We start from the raw sequence: 15,054 nt of genomic DNA, 5'->3' as shown, positions 1-15,054 counted from the left end.
GTGTTACAGAGCACCATTGTCATTCCGGAGCGGCGCAGCCGAGCCCGGAATCCATAACCACTGACGGTTCCGAAAGGAGCGCGGTCAGCGGCTATGGATCCCCGCCTTCGAGGGGATGACAAAGGAGGAAATGAGAACGTGATCGGCAAACTCAAAGGCGTCATCGATTCCTACGGCGAGGACTTCATCATCCTCGACGTGCATGGGGTCGGCTATGTGGTGCATTGCTCGTCCCGCACCCTGCAGAATCTCCCGCCTGCCGGTGAGGCCGCGATTCTCTCCATCGAAACCCATGTCCGCGAGGACATGATCCGCCTCTTCGGCTTCAAGTCCGATGCGGAGCGCGAATGGTTTCGCCTGCTCCAGACCGTGCAGGGTGTGGGCGCGAAGGTGGCGCTCGGCATTCTCTCCGTGCTCGATCCCGGCACCTTGGGCACTGCCATCGCCACGAGTGATAAAGCCGCTGTGGCGCGCGGGCCGGGCGTGGGCCCCAAGCTCGCGCAGCGCATCGTTGCCGAACTGAAGGACAAGGTGCCCGCCTTCTCCGGCGTCGATCCGGCACTCATCCGCCTGTCGGATTCGGTCGAGGACAAGAGCGCCCCCGTGCCGGTAGCGGACGCGGTCTCCGCCCTCGTCAATCTCGGCTACCCGCAAGCCCAAGCCTCCGCCGCCATCGCCGCCGCACTGAAACACGCGGGCGAAACGCCGGAGGCGAAGACGCTGATCCGGTTAGGCTTGAAGGAATTGGCGCGCTAACGCATTTTTGGCGCCGTTTGAAAGGTAAGATTCGTTGACCAGCTCCCGCAGCGGCTTGCTCACTCCCGAAAAGCGCGAGGACGATCTCGAGACCTCCTTGCGGCCGCTGGCGCTCGACGATTTTACGGGCCAGAAGGCTGCGCGGGCCAATTTGCAGGTGTTCATCAACGCCGCGAAGGCGCGGGGCGATGCGCTGGATCACGTGCTGTTCGTCGGCCCGCCTGGCCTCGGCAAGACGACGCTGGCGCAGATCGTGGCGCGCGAACTCGGCGTGAATTTCCGCTCGACCTCCGGTCCCGTCATCGCGAAGGCGGGGGACCTTGCCGCGCAGCTCACCAACCTCGAAGAGCGCGACGTGCTCTTCATCGACGAGATCCATCGCCTCAATCCGGCGGTGGAGGAAATTCTCTATCCCGCGATGGAGGATTATCAGCTCGATCTCATCATCGGCGAAGGCCCCGCCGCGCGCTCGGTGAAGATCGAGCTGCCGAAGTTCACGCTTGTGGGTGCTACGACCCGCGCGGGCCTTCTCACCACGCCCTTGCGCGACCGCTTCGGCATTCCGATCCGGCTTGAATTTTACACAGTGGACGAGCTGGAGCTGATCGTGCGCCGTGGTGCGCGGGTGATGGGGCTCAACATGAGCGAGGAGGGCGCAAACGAAATCGCCCGCCGCGCCCGTGGCACGCCGCGCATCGCGGGTCGGTTGCTTCGCCGCGTGCGCGACTTCGCCATCGTCGAGGGGGCCGAGATCGTTTCCCGCGAACTGGCGGACAGGTCGCTGCGTCTCCTCGACGTCGACCCCATCGGCCTCGATCTCATGGATCGCAAGTACCTGACGATGATTGCAACCTCCTTCGGCGGCGGTCCGGTGGGTATCGAGACCATCGCCGCCGCACTGTCCGAGCCGCGCGATGCGATTGAGGACATCATCGAGCCTTACCTCATCCAAAAGGGCTTCGTGCAGCGTACTCCGCGCGGACGCATTCTGACGCCGCATGCTTTCAAGCATCTCGGCATGCCGGAGCCGACGCGCGAGACCTCGGCGCAGTTCGGTTTGTTCGCGGGGGATGCGGATGAGTGAGAAGCCCCGCGCATCCGACGATGATGGGCTCTCGTTTCGAACTAATTGGCTTCTGTGGGGCTCGTGGGCTGCCGTGAGCGCTGCGCTCGCCGCGTATTTATTCGCAGGCGTGATCGAGGGCAGTTGGACTAGAGCGAATATTGAACTCGTGCCTGGACGCGAGTTTCAAATTAGCCTCTTGAGGGCTTTCTCTAATCCGATTGAGTTTTCGTTGTTGTTCGAAAATGACGTCGCGAACAAAGCGAGCATGGGGGATTCGACGGTTGTCCCCGACAAGGACATGCCGAATCTGCTCGTCTTCAAGAATCCCGGAGCCTCCGTGAAGGTGTCCTTATCCTCCGAGGCCTCCGGTCCTGTCCATTTTTTGGCTTGGCCCGCAAACGGTTATAGTCACCAGCAACTTCAGCGGCGAATGACGACGGAGACGGTTGATGGGAGGCCAGCACGGTGGTCCCAACCGCCGTCTCGTGCTCAAACAAAATTCCTCCTCCGTCCCGGCCTGAACCGGGTTCGTCTGACTGTGCTCTCGGTCGATCCGACCCTGGTGGGTCAGCCTGCAGAGGTTTTTGTCGAAGCGCCACTCCAACTCAAGTCGTGTAGTTTTAACAATTGTTGGCTGGCTTTCGGACTTCTGTTTTGGCCGATTTTCGCGGCCATTCAGGCGATATGGTTTTTGGGGCTATTGGTTATGACTTTGTTGCGATGGAGACGGAAGCGCTGTGTTGGGTTTTCTGTGAGGGTTGCCGATGTCTGAGAAGCGCAACCAATGCTCGTCACCACAAGGGGAGGCCGAGCACGATGGGATAGCGGGGGAGCGTAGCTCTGCCTTCACCCACCTCTCCGGCTTCATGCGCGAAGGCGCGCACGTTCTGCCTCTCCGCGTCTATTACGAGGACACGGATTTTTCCGCGCGGGTCTATCACGCGAGTTATCTGCGCTTCATGGAGCGCGGACGCACAGAGCTGTTGCGCGCGGTTGAGGTGGCCCAGTCGGATCTGCATGCCGACATGGGCGGGCTCGCCTTCGTGGTACGCAAGATGGCCATCGACTTTCGCGGCGCGGCGCTGATGGACGACGTGCTGACCGTCGTCACCTTTCCGAAGGAGATGCGCGGCGCGTCGATGACGCTTGCGCAGGAGGTGCGGCGGGGCGACGAGGTGCTGGTGTCCGCCGAAGTGATGGTCGCCGCCGTCAAGGGCGGGCGCGCGGTGCGGATTCCGGACGAGTTGCGCGCCGCGCTGACGCCGCTCGGCGACTAGAGCATGATCAGAACAAGTGGACACCGGTTGTTCGCCCGGATCATGCGGCAATAAAGAATCGAGAGCTTGATCAATGTTTCAAGGAGACATGATCAAGTTCTAGTCAGGACGCGTGGTTGAAAACCGGCGTGCCGATCTTGAACCAGGCCTTCGCGATCCTGTCGCCCACAACCTCGTAGATCGCGATCACGTCGATGCGGCCCGGCCCCTCCGGAAAGGTGCGGGTCACGATCTCCTGGTCGATGACGAGATTGCCTAACGTCATGCGCTTGACCAGCTACCCAAAGAGGTTCGGCTCGGTGAAGCGGACTATGTGCCGCTCGCGGATCTGCGCTGCGCCGCTTGCAAGAAGCTCCGACGGAAAGGCGAAATATTGGGCATCCTCGGCCCAATAGGACATGAAGGCCTCGATATCGCGCGCGTTATAGGCGTCGAGCTGGGCTTGCACGATCTCGCTGGGATCCGCTGTCATCATTCCTATCCTTGATGCTCGTCTGTCGGCCGGAAATTCCAGATGAATCGCAGGCGATTAGGGCTCGGGTAGCCCCGTTTAAACCAAGCTTTAACCTTACTCTGTGCTTAACAGGCAACGGAGGGGAGAGATCCGCGTGTTGCTGCCCGAACGCCCTTATTTTCGACAGAATCCGGGGCGAACGAACACCATCACGCGAAAAGATTTTCCCAAACACGTGCGGGGCCCCTGTTTGAGGGCCGCTCGGAGAGCGAGGACGAGACTATGAATCCGGTTGATGTGGCCCAGGCCGCCCCTGTGGCCCACGACATGTCCCTGTTCGGCCTGTTCTGGCAGGCCCATTTCGTCGTCAAGCTCGTGATGATCGGGTTGCTCGCGGCCTCCGTGTGGTGCTGGGCCATCATCATCGACAAGACCCTGCTCTTTGCCCGCACCAAGCGCGCCATGGACCGTTTCGAGGACGTTTTCTGGTCAGGCCAGTCGCTGGAAGAGCTTTTCCGCTCGCTCCAGAGCCGCCCGGCCACGGGGCTCGCCGCCGTGTTCGTCGCCGCCATGCGGGAGTGGAAGCGCTCCTTCGAGGGCTCGGGCCGCTCGTTTCAGAGCCTTGCCCAGCGCATCGACAAGGTTTTGGACGTCACCATCCAGCGCGAGGTCGAGCGGCTCGATTCCCGTCTGATGATTTTGGCCTCCATCGGTTCCGCCGGTCCTTACATCGGTCTCTTCGGCACGGTGGTCGGCATCATGAATTCGTTCACCGCGATTGCCGCATCGAAGAACACTAGCCTTGCTGTCGTTGCGCCCGGCATCGCGGAAGCGCTGTTTGCCACCGCCATCGGCCTTTTCGCGGCCATTCCGGCGGTGCTGGCCTACAACAAGCTGCAATCGGAAGTCGGCAAGCTGCAATCGCGGCTTGAGGGCTTCGCCGACGAATTCTCGGCCATCCTCTCGCGCCAGATCGACGAGCGCATCGCGCTCGCGGCTTAAACGGGGGCGACGATGGCTTCGGCAGCAGGCATGGCGAAGGGCGGCAGACGCCGCAGGCGTCGCGCGCGTGGCGGCGGCGCGATCAACGAAATCAACATGACGCCGTTCATCGACGTCACGCTGGTTCTGCTCATCATCTTCATGGTGGCTGCGCCGATGATGACGGCAGGCGTGCCTATCGACCTACCGCAGACCAAGGCCGCGCCGCTCAATTCGGACGCGAAGCCCGTCGCCTTGACCATCAAGGCATCGGGGCAGGTTTTCCTGGGCGAGACCGAACTTGTTGACGAGGCCATCGTCGGCAAGCTCGCGGAAGTGGCGAAGAGCGGGTTCGACGAGCGCATCTTCGTGCGCGGCGACAAGAAGGTCGATTACGGCCGTGTCGCGCAGATCATGTCCATCGTAACGACGGCCGGTTACAAGCGCGTCGCGCTCGTGACGGAAATCGACCCGCGCTGAGCGGGTCATGTTTGAGGGCGAACGACGGTGGCGTTGAAGCTCAAATTCAACTCCTCGGAGCCGGGCTTCTGGGTCTCGGGCGTTGGGCATGTGCTGCTCATCGCCGGCGCCCTGATCGGTCTGTCGTCGTTCCACAAATTGCCGGAAGCGGAAGAAGGCATTCCCGTCGAGGTCATTACCGACAATCAGCTGTCGCAGATCACCAAGGGCGACAAGACGGCAAAGGAAGTACAGCCGACGCCGAAGCCGCGCGTGGAGCGCGTCGCTGACAAGGTGGAAGAGCGTGACCCCGGTGAGGACAAGCGCGACACGCCCGCTCCGCCGAAGCGCCCCGACGACATGAAGGTCGCGGATAAGGAAGAGCCGGTCGCGAGCCAGGCTCCACCTCCGACGCCGCCCTCCAAGCCCGCCGAGGTGAAGGCGGAAGAGGAGCGCAAGCTGATCGAGAAGGCGGAAGCCGAGGCCCTCGAGCAGGCGAAGGCGGCGGCCGCCAAGGCAAAGGCCGAGGCGGAAGCCCAGGCTAAGGCGAAGGCTGAAGCAGAGGCGAAAGCCAAGGCAAAAGCGGAAGCCGAGGCGAAGGCTAAAGCGGACGCGGAGGCCAAGAGGATCGCCGACGCCAAGGCCAAGGCGGAGGCGGAAGCAAAAGCCCGCAAGGAAGCCGAACTCGCAAAGAAGCTCGACCTCTCCGACATCCGCAAGATGCTCGACAACAAGGAGAAAAACCAGTCCTCCGGTTCGACGGGTGCGGAAGTCAATAAGGCGCCTTCGCTTGGCACGCAGACAGGAACCGCCGCGAAGCTTAGCCCGAGCATGTTGGACGCGCTCAAGGGCGACATTTCGCAACAGCTCCACAACTGTTGGAATCCACCGGTCGCGTCACAAACCGCTGCCAATCCGCCAGTTGCGACTGTGCGCATCAGGCTGAATCAGGACGGTTCGCTATCGGATGATCCTGCCGTGTTAAACAACAATTCGGCAGATACTCTCTTCCGCTCCGTCGCGGACAGCGCGATCCGCGCAGCTCGCAAATGCTCGCCATTGAAGATCAATGCCAGATACATGCCGTATTACGAAGACTGGAAAAGTCTCGTGATCAATTTCGACCCGCGTGATGTTTGACCGACAATTCTCGGACAGGATGGATCCTCCAAAAATGACAGCTTTCATTGTCCAGCCAATTTCCGTGGTGAATTGGGCAAAACGGTTTGGACCAGCGGCTCTCGCCCTCGTCTTCGGTGCGTTGCTGACGGTGGTCTCGGCACGCGCTGAAATTGTGTTGGATGTGCGCCGCGGCGGCTTTCAGCCTATGCCCATCGCCGTTGCCGACTTCGCGGGCGAGGGCGATCTCGGCCAGCGTGTTTCAGGCATCATCGCCAACAATCTGCAGCGCTCCGGCTACTTCATCCCTCTCGACAAGTCGCGCTTCCCTGAGCGCCCCGCGTTCGACGCAGCGCCGCGTTTCGATGCATGGAGAATGGCTGGCGCGCAGGCACTCGTGACAGGCCGCGTGTCGCGCGATCCTTCGGGTAGGTTGAAGGCGGAATTCCGACTTTGGGATGTCGCGTCAGGGCAGCAGCTCACCGGCCAGCAATATGTCACCGATCCGAATTTCTGGCGCCGCGTCGGCCACATTATTTCCGATGCGGTCTATACCAAGATTACGGGCGTCGGTGGGTTCTTCGATACGCGCATTGCGTTCGTCGACGAATCCGGTCCGAAGGAGAGCCGCCGCAAGAAGCTCGCCATCATGGACCAGGACGGCGCGAATGTGCGTTTCCTGACTCAAGGCGACACCTCCGTCGTGACGCCGCGCTATTCGCCCGCCACGCAGGACATCACCTACATGTCGCAGGTGGAGGGTCAGCAGGGGCGCGTTCAGGTGATCAATCTCGAAACCGGTTCGCGCCAGATCCTGGGCAATTTCCCCGACATGGCGTCCTCGCCGCGCTTTTCTCCGGACGGACAGCGCATCGTCATGAGCTTGCAACAGGGCGGCAACGCCAACATCTTCATGATGAATCTGGGCTCGCAGGCCACCACGCGCCTGACCTCGACGGGCGCCATTGACACCTCGCCCTCCTTTTCGCCCGATGGTCGGCAGATCGTGTTCGAGAGCGACCGCGGCGGCAAGCAGCAGATCTACGTGATGAATGTGGACGGCTCGGACCAGCGCCGCATCTCCTTCGGTGATGGCTCCTATTCGCAGCCGGCCTGGTCGCCGCGTGGCGACTACATCGCCTTCACGAAGCAACGCGCGGGCGGCTTCGCCATCGGCATCATGAAGCCGGATGGTTCGGGTGAGCGCATTCTGACGGAAGGCTTCCACAACGAGAGCCCGACCTGGGCTCCGAACGGCCAGTACATCCTGTTCTTCCGCGATCCCGGCGGACAGGCCGGCGGCAAGATCTACATGGTCGACATCACCGGCCGTGTGGAGCAGCCGGTGCCGACGCCGTCCTTCGCGTCGGACCCGACATGGTCGCCGCTCCTGAGCGAGAACAAGCAGTAAGGTTTGAAACGGGGCGCTTCTCACGAGCGCCCCGTTTTCGTTTGCGCTTACACGCCGTGCGGAGCCGCCGTGGTGTGGCGCATGCGGTCGTGGTGGCCCTTCAGCTTGAACGCGAGAACGATCAGGCTGATGCCGAAGACCAGCGCATAGGCTCCGAGCCACCAAGTCAGCACCACCGCACCGACGAGCGGGGCGACCAGCAGCGCAATACCAAACAGGATCGACACGATGCCGCTGAAGATCAGCCAGCCGCGCCCGTATTCCCGGTTCAGCTTGAACGCCGAGGCGATCATCAGCACGCCGGTGATCAGGGACCAGATCGCCATCAGGGTGATGAAGAACAGCACCGTCAGGCCCGGCCACATGAAGGCGATGACGCCGACGGCGATGTCCACGAGGCCTTCGAGGACCAGGAGGCCCCAGCGCTGATTGGCGGACGCCGCGCGTACGGCCGCGACGATGCCGAAGATTCCGTCGACCAGCATGTAAGCGGCGAAAACCCACACCAGCGACAGAAGTGTCACGCCCGGCATGAAGAAAGCGATGAGTGCGAAGATGATGCCGAAGACGCCCCGAAGGGCGACCGCCCACCAGTTCTTCGCAAGAAGCGAACTCATCGGGCCGGATTCTTCGAAGGGCGAAGAGGGAGTTGAAGTTCCGCTGATCATGGTCGTCTCCTTTGAGGACAAACGCTGCCTCTGCGGAAAGGCATATTTTCAACGTTCAAGCGCGACGGTTGGTTTCCGGATTGCGGCGAAGAAGCGCCGGGATCCCTCGTTTTTGCCAGCCGCCCGCTACGGGATACGCCTGAGCTTTTTCGCCGCCGACGGCAGCGAAAAGGATGCTCGACAGACCGCATCCACCACCTTTCCTTCAACGCGCGAGAGAGGGTTTCGGTCTCGTTTCGAGAGGTCTGGGGATGAATTCCTTGATGCCCTCAATCGGGCGGCAGAACGCCACCTCTTTGCCGCATTCACACAGGATTAACCGTAAAGCCAAGTTTCAAAACCTGGCACTGATTCACCCTCTTTCTCAACCCGCCATCAAGGTTGACGGAACCCTCCCTTAACCATCGCCTGATTATAGAAAACACAACGTTTCGGCAGACGTATGTGTAAGGAGTAATTGCCATGATGACGTTGCGCGCCGTCAAATTCGCCGCTGCCATCGTCCTCGCCCTCGGGGCGGCGGCGTGTTCGTCCAACAAAGATGGCGCCGATGGGGCCGGCGGGTTCGGGGTCGGCGGCGCCGCAACGCCGGGCAGCGCCCAGGATTTCGTCGTGAACGTGGGCGACCGCGTGTTCTTCGAAACCGACCAGACGGACCTGACTCCCACCGCGGTGGCGACCCTCGACAAGCAGGCCCAGTGGCTCACCCGCTATCCGCAATATACCTTCATCGTGGAAGGTCACGCGGACGAGCGCGGCACCCGCGAATACAACTTCTCGCTTTCCGCTCGCCGCGCGCAGACCGTGCGCGACTACCTGATCTCGCGCGGCATCCAGGCCTCGCGCTTCCGCACCGTGTCCTACGGCAAGGAGCGTCCGGTCGCGGTCTGCAACGACATCTCGTGCTGGTCGCAGAACCGTCGCTCGGTGACGGTGCTCGAAGCGGGCGCACGCTCGTAAAGGCAAACTCTCCCTCCGCCTTTTCCCTCCCCCTTGCGGGGAGGGTCAGGGTGGGGGTGGTTCGACGGGGTGAGACGTGAAATTCATCACGCATTGTAGCGGCCTTGGCAGATCGTTGCCGGGGCCGCGTTTTGACTTTTCGACCCCCACCCCAACCCCTCCCCGCAAGGGGGAGGGGAGACGCGCCGCCACAATCTCGCCGTGGCGGCGCATTTGTGTTATCGGATAACCACTTAGACCTCGCACGGTACCCCCGATGTTCCGCCGCCTGATCGTCTTTCTCGCCATCGCCACGGGCCTGGCCTTACCTGCCGCCGCGCAGGATGCCTCCGATGCGATCGTGCGTCTCAACCGGCTCGAAAACCAGTTCCGGCAGCTGTCCGGGCAGGTCGAGCAGCTTCAATTCGAAAACCGTCAGCTGAAAGACCAGCTGCGCAAGTTCCAGGAGGACGTGGAGTTCCGCTTCCAGGAAAACCGCGGCGGGTCCAAGGCCGCGCCGTCGACCACGACGCCCTCGCGTCCCGCGCAGCCTCAGCCGCAGAAGCGGAGCGACGTGTTCGAGCCGACCGATGCGCCGGAATCTCCCGGCGCCCCGCGTCCTCTGGGAACGACGGCTCCCTCGGCCCCGCTCACCGCTTCGAACGATCCGGGCCGCCCCCTCACGTTGCCTGGCGGCAAGCTCGCCGGGATCGGCGATCTGATCGAGGAGGATGAGTCGGCTGTCGCTGCCGCGCCGCAGCCGCAAGTCCCCGCGGCTCCGGCAGTACGCCCCGGCCCGAGCGTGGCGGCGACGAGCGTGGGTGATCCGCGTTCGGATTTCGAAGCGGCTTATGCCTCTTACACCCAGCAGCAATACGAGCAGGCGGAAATGGGCTTCCGCCGCTTCCTGCAATCGAACCCCCGCGACAAGCTGGTGCCGGACGCCGCGTTCTTCTTGGGCGAAACCTACCTTCAGCGCAGCCGTTACCGCGAGGCGGCGGAGCAGTTCCTGAACGTCTCCACCGATCACGCCAACACGCCCCGCGCGCCTGAAGCCCTTTTGCGGCTCGGCGTCGCGCTCAACGGCTTGGGCGCCCGCGACCGGGCCTGCGCCGTTTTCGCGGAAGTCGGCCGCAAATATCCGCAGGCCTCGGCCAATGTGCGCCAGGGCGCAGAGCGCGAATTGAAACGCGCCAAATGCGCTTAAAAGCCGCTCGCTGAAGCGTGACCGACCGCGCACCATCCCATTCTCTTTTATCTGGCGAGATGCTGGATGCCGTCTTTGCTCCCTTTTTGGGGGCTGACCGCGTTCTCCTCGCTGTGTCGGGCGGCCCCGATTCCATCGCCCTGATGCACCTTTTTGCGCGCTGGAAGCCCGAAAGCCCGCGCCCTTCCATTCTCGTCGCCACCGTCGATCACGGCCTGAGGCCTGAATCCGCCGATGAAGCCGCCTTTGTCGCGCGGGAGGCGGCCGCTCTGGGACTTCCTCACAGGACCTTGGTTTGGACTGGGCCGAAGCCCGAGGCCGGGTTGCAGGAGGCGGCCCGCGAGGCGCGCTATCGCCTCTTGCTTCAGCACGCCCGCGAGGAGGGTGCGACCCATCTCGCCACCGCCCATACGCTCGACGACCAGGCCGAGACGGTGCTGATGCGCATGGCGCGCGGCTCCGGCCTTTCAGGTCTTGCGGGGATGCGCCGGGAGCGCGACCGCGACGGCATCCGTCACATTCGGCCGCTGCTCGACATTTCGAAAAAAGCCTTGGTCGAGCTTTGTGAAGGCGAGGGGTGGCGTTTCGTCACCGACCCGTCGAACGCGAATGAGCGCTTCGCGCGGGTGCGCTGGCGCAAGCTTATGCCTGCGTTCGCCGCCGAGGGGCTGACGGCGGAGCGGCTTTCCCGCCTCGCAGAGCGGATTGCGCGGGCGGACGAGGCTTTGGAGGCCAAGGCGGCGGACGCCTTTTGTCGCGCTGAGCCGGTTTTCGAGGGCAAGGCCCTTGACCTGAAAGCGCAATTCCTGACGGATGAGCCCTACGAGATCGCCCTGCGAGTGCTTGTGAAAGCACTTTCCGAGGCGGGGATCGGCTTGGAGGCGAGCCGGCTTAACCGGCTCGAAGCCTGCCTCGAGCGGCTCCAGGTGGCCCATGCGACGGGCGAAGGCTTGCGCCTGACGATTGCCGGGGCGTTGATCCGTCTCGACCGGGCGGGAATCCTTTCGATCCGGCCCGAACCGCCGCGCCGGCGCGGACGTTAGGCATCGTTCTTATCTATATCCGCCGGTTCATGCCGCACCCCCGCCTCATTCTCTTGGCAAGGGGAAACGGTATGCCTACATTGAGTTTAGCCGCATGGGGAGATAGTCCTCCATGCTTCATCTCCCTCTGGGGCAGAATCTGATCCGATGAATTCAAATTTCCGCAACTTCGCCTTGTGGGTGGTCATCTTCCTCCTGGTGCTGGCGCTTGTAACGCTGTTCCAGAGTCCCGGCCATCGCAGCGGCGGCAGTGACATCGCCTACAGCCAGCTTCTCAGCGACGCGGATGCGGGGCGCATCTCGAACGTGGTCATTTCCGGCCCCGAGATCAGCGGCACCTACACGGACGGCCGCAACTTCACGACCTATGCGCCCAACGACCCGATGCTGGTGTCGAAGCTGCAGCAAAAGGGCGTGCAGATCAACGCACGTCCGCAATCCGACTCGACACCCTGGTTCATCGCCGTTCTCATGAACATCCTGCCGATTGCGCTCTTCATCGGCGCGTGGGTGTTTCTGTCGCGGCAGATGCAGAATGGTGCGGGCCGCGCCATGGGCTTCGGCAAGTCCAAGGCCAAGCTTCTCACCGAAGCGCATGGCCGCGTGACCTTCGACGACGTCGCGGGCGTGGATGAGGCCAAGGAAGACTTGCAGGAGATCGTGGAATTCCTGCGCGATCCGCAAAAGTTCCAGCGGCTCGGCGGACGCATTCCGCGCGGCGTGCTGCTCGTCGGCCCGCCCGGCACGGGTAAGACCCTGACCGCGCGCGCGGTCGCGGGCGAAGCGAACGTGCCGTTCTTTACCATTTCGGGTTCCGACTTCGTCGAAATGTTCGTGGGTGTCGGCGCATCCCGCGTGCGCGACATGTTCGACCAGGCGAAGAAGAACGCGCCCTGCATCATCTTCATCGACGAGATCGACGCGGTCGGCCGCCATCGCGGCGCCGGCCTCGGCGGCGGTAACGACGAGCGTGAGCAGACCCTCAACCAGCTGCTGGTGGAGATGGACGGCTTCGAGCAAAACGAAGGCATCATCATCATCGCGGCCACCAACCGCCCTGACGTTCTCGACCCGGCGCTGCTGCGTCCGGGCCGCTTCGACCGGCAGGTCGTCATTCCCAACCCGGATGTCGCGGGGCGCGAGCGCATCCTTCGCGTACATGTGCGTAAAGTTCCGCTCGCCCCGGACGTCGATCTCAGGGTCGTCGCCCGTGGAACGCCCGGATTCTCCGGCGCCGACCTGATGAACCTCGTCAACGAGGCGGCTTTGCTCGCCGCGCGCCGCGGCAAGCGCATCGTCACGATGCTCGAATTCGACGACGCCAAGGACAAGGTCATGATGGGCGCAGAGCGCCGCTCGATGGCCATGTCGGCGGAGGAAAAGGAGAACACGGCCTATCACGAAGCCGGTCACGCCATCGTGGCGTTGAACGTCAGCAAGGCCGACCCGATCCACAAGGCGACCATCATTCCCCGTGGCCGGGCGCTCGGCATGGTGATGTCGTTGCCCGAGGGCGACCGTCACAGTCTCACGCGCGAATGGTGCGTCTCGCGGCTCGCGATCCTGTTCGGAGGCCGCGAGGCCGAGATCAAGAAGTTCGGCCCGGAAAAGGTCACCAATGGCGCAACGGGCGACATCCAGATGGCGACCCAGTTGGCCCGCTCCATGATCATGCAGTGGGGTATGTCCGACAAACTCGGCCGTGTGCGCTATCAAGCCAACGAGCAGGAGGTTTTCCTCGGGCATTCGGTCGCTCAGAGCGTCAACATCTCTGAAGAGACCGCCATGCTGATCGACATCGAGGTGAGAAACCTCATCGAGGAGGGCGAAAGCACGGCGCGGCGCATCCTCGAAGAAAAGGAAGCGGCCTTCGAAACTCTGGCCCAGGGCTTGCTCGAATACGAGACCCTGAGCGGCGACGAGATCCGCAACCTGATCGACGGCCAGCCGCCGATCCGCGATTCGGGCGATTCAGTCTCTTCGACCCGCGGCTCCGCCGTGCCGACCGCGGGCCGTGGCCGCCCGCGCACCGATGGCGGCATGGAGCCTCAACCGCAGGCTTAAAAGCCAAGCTTCCAGATGATTAAAGAACGCCCGCTGGTTTCAGCGGGCGTTTTTCTTTGGATGTCTTAAGATATCTCGCTGCGGCATGGAGGGCTTGTTAACGCTTGTAACAATCGCTCATCACTTGTGATGGTATGATCGGCCGCGGGAGACTTGACCCTTTTTGGTGAGGTTGCTTTGAGACAAGCGAGGCGCATATCAGCGCTGCGGCATTCGGAGAATAAGAACGTGCGCAAATACTTCGGGACCGATGGCATCCGCGGCCGCGCCAATAAGCTCATCACGCCGGATCTGGCCCTCAAGGTCGGACAGGCGGCGGGCCTGACCTTCCAGCGGGGCGACTATCGCCACCGGGTCATCATCGGCAAGGACACCCGCCTGTCCGGCTACATGATCGAGAACGCGCTCGTGGCGGGCTTCACCTCGGTCGGCATGGACGTGCTGCTGCTCGGCCCGATGCCGACGCCTGCAGTTGCAATGCTCACACGCTCCATGCGCTGCGATCTCGGCGTCATGATCTCGGCCTCGCACAACGCCTATGAGGACAATGGCATCAAGCTGTTCGGTCCGGACGGGTTCAAGCTCAATGACGAGATCGAGCTCGAAATCGAGGCGCTGATCGATTCCGACATCAAACCCCGCCTGTCCGGTTCGGCGGACCTCGGCCGGGCCAAGCGCATCGACAGCGCGGATGCGCGCTATATCGAATTCGCCAAGCGCACCCTGCCGCGCCAGCTCGATCTCGAAGGCATGCGGGTGGTGATCGATTGCGCCAATGGCGCGGGCTACAAGGTGGCACCCGCCGCGTTGTGGGAACTCGGTGCAGAGGTCATGTCAATCGGCGTTGAGCCCAACGGTTTCAACATCAATGCCGAGGTGGGATCGACCGCGCCGGATGCGCTGATCAACAAGGTGCGCGAGCTGCGCGCCGATATCGGCATTGCGCTCGATGGCGACGCGGACCGGGTGCTGATCGTGGACGAGAAGGGCCAGAAGGTCGATGGCGACCAGCTCATGGGCGTCGTCGCGCGCTCGTGGAAGGACGATGGCCGCCTGACCCAGCCCGGCATCGTCGCCACCATCATGTCCAATCTCGGCCTCGAGCGTTATCTCGGCGATCTCGGCCTCAATCTCGTGCGTACTGCGGTCGGTGACCGCTACGTACTGGAGCATATGCGCTCGCACGGGTTCAATCTCGGCGGCGAGCAATCCGGCCATATCATCATGTCGGATTACACGACGACCGGCGACGGCCTGATTGCGGCGCTGCAACTGCTTGCCGTCGTGAAGACGCTGGACAAGCCGGTGTCGGAGGTCTGCCACTGCTTCGAGCCGCTGCCGCAGGTGCTGAAAAACGTGCGCTACAAATCCGGCAAGCCGCTGCAGAACGAAACGGTCGTCAAGGCCATCGAGGCCGGACGCGAGCGCTTGGGCGCGCATGGCCGCCTCGTCATCAGACCCTCCGGCACGGAGCCGGTCATCCGCGTGATGGGCGAGGGCGATGATGGCGATCTCGTCAATCGCGTGGTCGATGACGTGGTGGATGCCGTCTCCCGCGCGGCGTCGTAAGCCGGACGCGTTTTCGTTGCTCAATCGTCGGCGGGCTTGTC

16 protein-coding genes are annotated in these 15,054 nt (G+C 62.8%); 13 read left to right on the top strand and 3 right to left on the bottom strand.

The genetic code is table 11. The features are described from left to right. Nucleotides 1–138: 138 nt before the first annotated feature. The 3 genes from ruvA (at nucleotide 139) to ybgC (ending at nucleotide 3,099) form a co-directional block, all read left to right on the top strand. Nucleotides 139–756 (top strand): Holliday junction branch migration protein RuvA, encoded by a 618-nt coding sequence (gene ruvA / locus HB375_RS15020; protein WP_167673825.1) that lies wholly within the window; start codon nucleotides 139–141, stop codon nucleotides 754–756. Between the two features lie 34 nt (nucleotides 757–790). Continuing rightward, nucleotides 791–1,840, top strand: coding sequence for a Holliday junction branch migration DNA helicase RuvB (gene ruvB / locus HB375_RS15015; RefSeq protein ID WP_167673824.1), 1,050 nt, complete (start codon nucleotides 791–793; stop codon nucleotides 1,838–1,840). 848 nt (nucleotides 1,841–2,688) lie between these two features. After that, a complete protein-coding gene (gene ybgC, locus HB375_RS15010; RefSeq protein WP_167673931.1) occupies nucleotides 2,689–3,099 on the top strand; it encodes a tol-pal system-associated acyl-CoA thioesterase in 411 nt (136 codons plus the stop codon). A 103-nt stretch (nucleotides 3,100–3,202) separates the two neighbouring features. Here ybgC and HB375_RS18285 read toward each other — a convergent pair whose 3' ends face one another. Both HB375_RS18285 and HB375_RS18280 read right to left on the bottom strand, forming a co-directional pair. Continuing rightward, complete coding sequence (locus HB375_RS18285) at nucleotides 3,203–3,364, bottom strand: hypothetical protein (RefSeq protein WP_246728528.1); 162 nt, start codon at nucleotides 3,362–3,364, stop codon at nucleotides 3,203–3,205. A gap of 12 nt (nucleotides 3,365–3,376) precedes the next feature. Next, nucleotides 3,377–3,571 (bottom strand): nuclear transport factor 2 family protein, encoded by a 195-nt coding sequence (locus HB375_RS18280; RefSeq protein WP_246728527.1) that lies wholly within the window; start codon nucleotides 3,569–3,571, stop codon nucleotides 3,377–3,379. A gap of 264 nt (nucleotides 3,572–3,835) precedes the next feature. On the opposite strand from HB375_RS18280, the gene tolQ reads away from it, so the two are divergent. The 4 genes from tolQ to tolB are packed head-to-tail and all read left to right on the top strand — an operon-like array spanning nucleotide 3,836 to nucleotide 7,523. Then, nucleotides 3,836–4,555 carry a protein TolQ gene (gene tolQ / locus HB375_RS15000; protein WP_167673823.1) on the top strand — a complete coding sequence of 240 codons (720 nt, stop codon included), beginning with the start codon at nucleotides 3,836–3,838 and terminating at the stop codon, nucleotides 4,553–4,555. 12 nt (nucleotides 4,556–4,567) lie between these two features. After that, nucleotides 4,568–5,014: an ExbD/TolR family protein gene (locus tag HB375_RS14995; RefSeq protein WP_167673822.1), complete on the top strand. Its 447-nt coding sequence runs from the start codon at nucleotides 4,568–4,570 to the stop codon at nucleotides 5,012–5,014. A gap of 27 nt (nucleotides 5,015–5,041) precedes the next feature. Further along, nucleotides 5,042–6,133 carry a cell envelope integrity protein TolA gene (gene tolA, locus HB375_RS14990; RefSeq protein WP_167673821.1) on the top strand — a complete coding sequence of 364 codons (1,092 nt, stop codon included), beginning with the start codon at nucleotides 5,042–5,044 and terminating at the stop codon, nucleotides 6,131–6,133. Between the two features lie 34 nt (nucleotides 6,134–6,167). Continuing rightward, nucleotides 6,168–7,523: a Tol-Pal system beta propeller repeat protein TolB gene (tolB, locus tag HB375_RS14985; RefSeq protein WP_167673820.1), complete on the top strand. Its 1,356-nt coding sequence runs from the start codon at nucleotides 6,168–6,170 to the stop codon at nucleotides 7,521–7,523. Between the two features lie 47 nt (nucleotides 7,524–7,570). On the opposite strand, the gene HB375_RS14980 is transcribed toward tolB, so the two are convergent. Further along, the gene (locus HB375_RS14980) at nucleotides 7,571–8,191 is read right to left on the bottom strand and encodes an HdeD family acid-resistance protein (RefSeq protein WP_167673819.1); all 621 of its coding nucleotides are present in this window, start codon (nucleotides 8,189–8,191) and stop codon (nucleotides 7,571–7,573) included. Here HB375_RS14980 and HB375_RS14975 point away from each other — a divergent pair. The 6 genes from HB375_RS14975 to glmM all read left to right on the top strand — a co-directional run bounded on the left by HB375_RS14975 (nucleotide 8,190) and on the right by glmM (nucleotide 15,013). Next, entirely contained in the window at nucleotides 8,190–8,510 is a 321-nt protein-coding gene (locus HB375_RS14975) for a hypothetical protein (RefSeq protein ID WP_167673818.1), read from the top strand. The genes HB375_RS14980 and HB375_RS14975 overlap by 2 nt on opposite strands. A gap of 143 nt (nucleotides 8,511–8,653) precedes the next feature. Beyond that, entirely contained in the window at nucleotides 8,654–9,151 is a 498-nt protein-coding gene (gene pal / locus HB375_RS14970) for a peptidoglycan-associated lipoprotein Pal (RefSeq protein WP_425515185.1), read from the top strand. Nucleotides 9,152–9,407: 256 nt separating this feature from the next. Further along, nucleotides 9,408–10,337, top strand: a complete 930-nt coding sequence (gene ybgF / locus HB375_RS14965) for a tol-pal system protein YbgF (protein ID WP_167673817.1) — start codon at nucleotides 9,408–9,410, stop codon at nucleotides 10,335–10,337. 59 nt (nucleotides 10,338–10,396) lie between these two features. Continuing rightward, nucleotides 10,397–11,380, top strand: coding sequence for a tRNA lysidine(34) synthetase TilS (gene tilS / locus HB375_RS14960; protein WP_167673816.1), 984 nt, complete (start codon nucleotides 10,397–10,399; stop codon nucleotides 11,378–11,380). Nucleotides 11,381–11,527: 147 nt separating this feature from the next. Beyond that, nucleotides 11,528–13,444, top strand: a complete 1,917-nt coding sequence (ftsH, locus tag HB375_RS14955) for an ATP-dependent zinc metalloprotease FtsH (protein ID WP_167673815.1) — start codon at nucleotides 11,528–11,530, stop codon at nucleotides 13,442–13,444. 228 nt (nucleotides 13,445–13,672) lie between these two features. Next, nucleotides 13,673–15,013: a phosphoglucosamine mutase gene (glmM, locus tag HB375_RS14950; RefSeq protein WP_167673814.1), complete on the top strand. Its 1,341-nt coding sequence runs from the start codon at nucleotides 13,673–13,675 to the stop codon at nucleotides 15,011–15,013. Nucleotides 15,014–15,054 lie beyond the last annotated feature (41 nt).

Origin of the sequence: Microvirga terricola, from assembly GCF_011777495.1 — a bacterium.
Classification (GTDB): Bacteria; Pseudomonadota; Alphaproteobacteria; order Rhizobiales; family Beijerinckiaceae; genus Microvirga; species Microvirga terricola.
The sequence above is the reverse complement of the archived record's forward strand: the minus strand, read 5'-3'. Positions and strand labels throughout refer to the sequence as shown.

Coding starts and splice junctions, on each gene's coding strand:
- pal (WP_425515185.1), top strand. CDS start 8,654: ATGATGACGTTGCGCGCCGTCAAATTCGCCGCTGCCATCGTCCTCGCC.
- HB375_RS18280 (WP_246728527.1), bottom strand. CDS start 3,571: ATGACAGCGGATCCCAGCGAGATCGTGCAAGCCCAGCTCGACGCCTAT.
- ybgF (WP_167673817.1), top strand. CDS start 9,408: ATGTTCCGCCGCCTGATCGTCTTTCTCGCCATCGCCACGGGCCTGGCC.
- ybgC (WP_167673931.1), top strand. CDS start 2,689: ATGCGCGAAGGCGCGCACGTTCTGCCTCTCCGCGTCTATTACGAGGAC.
- tolB (WP_167673820.1), top strand. CDS start 6,168: ATGACAGCTTTCATTGTCCAGCCAATTTCCGTGGTGAATTGGGCAAAA.
- tilS (WP_167673816.1), top strand. CDS start 10,397: ATGCTGGATGCCGTCTTTGCTCCCTTTTTGGGGGCTGACCGCGTTCTC.
- HB375_RS14995 (WP_167673822.1), top strand. CDS start 4,568: ATGGCTTCGGCAGCAGGCATGGCGAAGGGCGGCAGACGCCGCAGGCGT.
- ftsH (WP_167673815.1), top strand. CDS start 11,528: ATGAATTCAAATTTCCGCAACTTCGCCTTGTGGGTGGTCATCTTCCTC.
- tolQ (WP_167673823.1), top strand. CDS start 3,836: ATGAATCCGGTTGATGTGGCCCAGGCCGCCCCTGTGGCCCACGACATG.
- HB375_RS14980 (WP_167673819.1), bottom strand. CDS start 8,191: ATGATCAGCGGAACTTCAACTCCCTCTTCGCCCTTCGAAGAATCCGGC.
- HB375_RS18285 (WP_246728528.1), bottom strand. CDS start 3,364: ATGACGTTAGGCAATCTCGTCATCGACCAGGAGATCGTGACCCGCACC.
- HB375_RS14975 (WP_167673818.1), top strand. CDS start 8,190: ATGGTCGTCTCCTTTGAGGACAAACGCTGCCTCTGCGGAAAGGCATAT.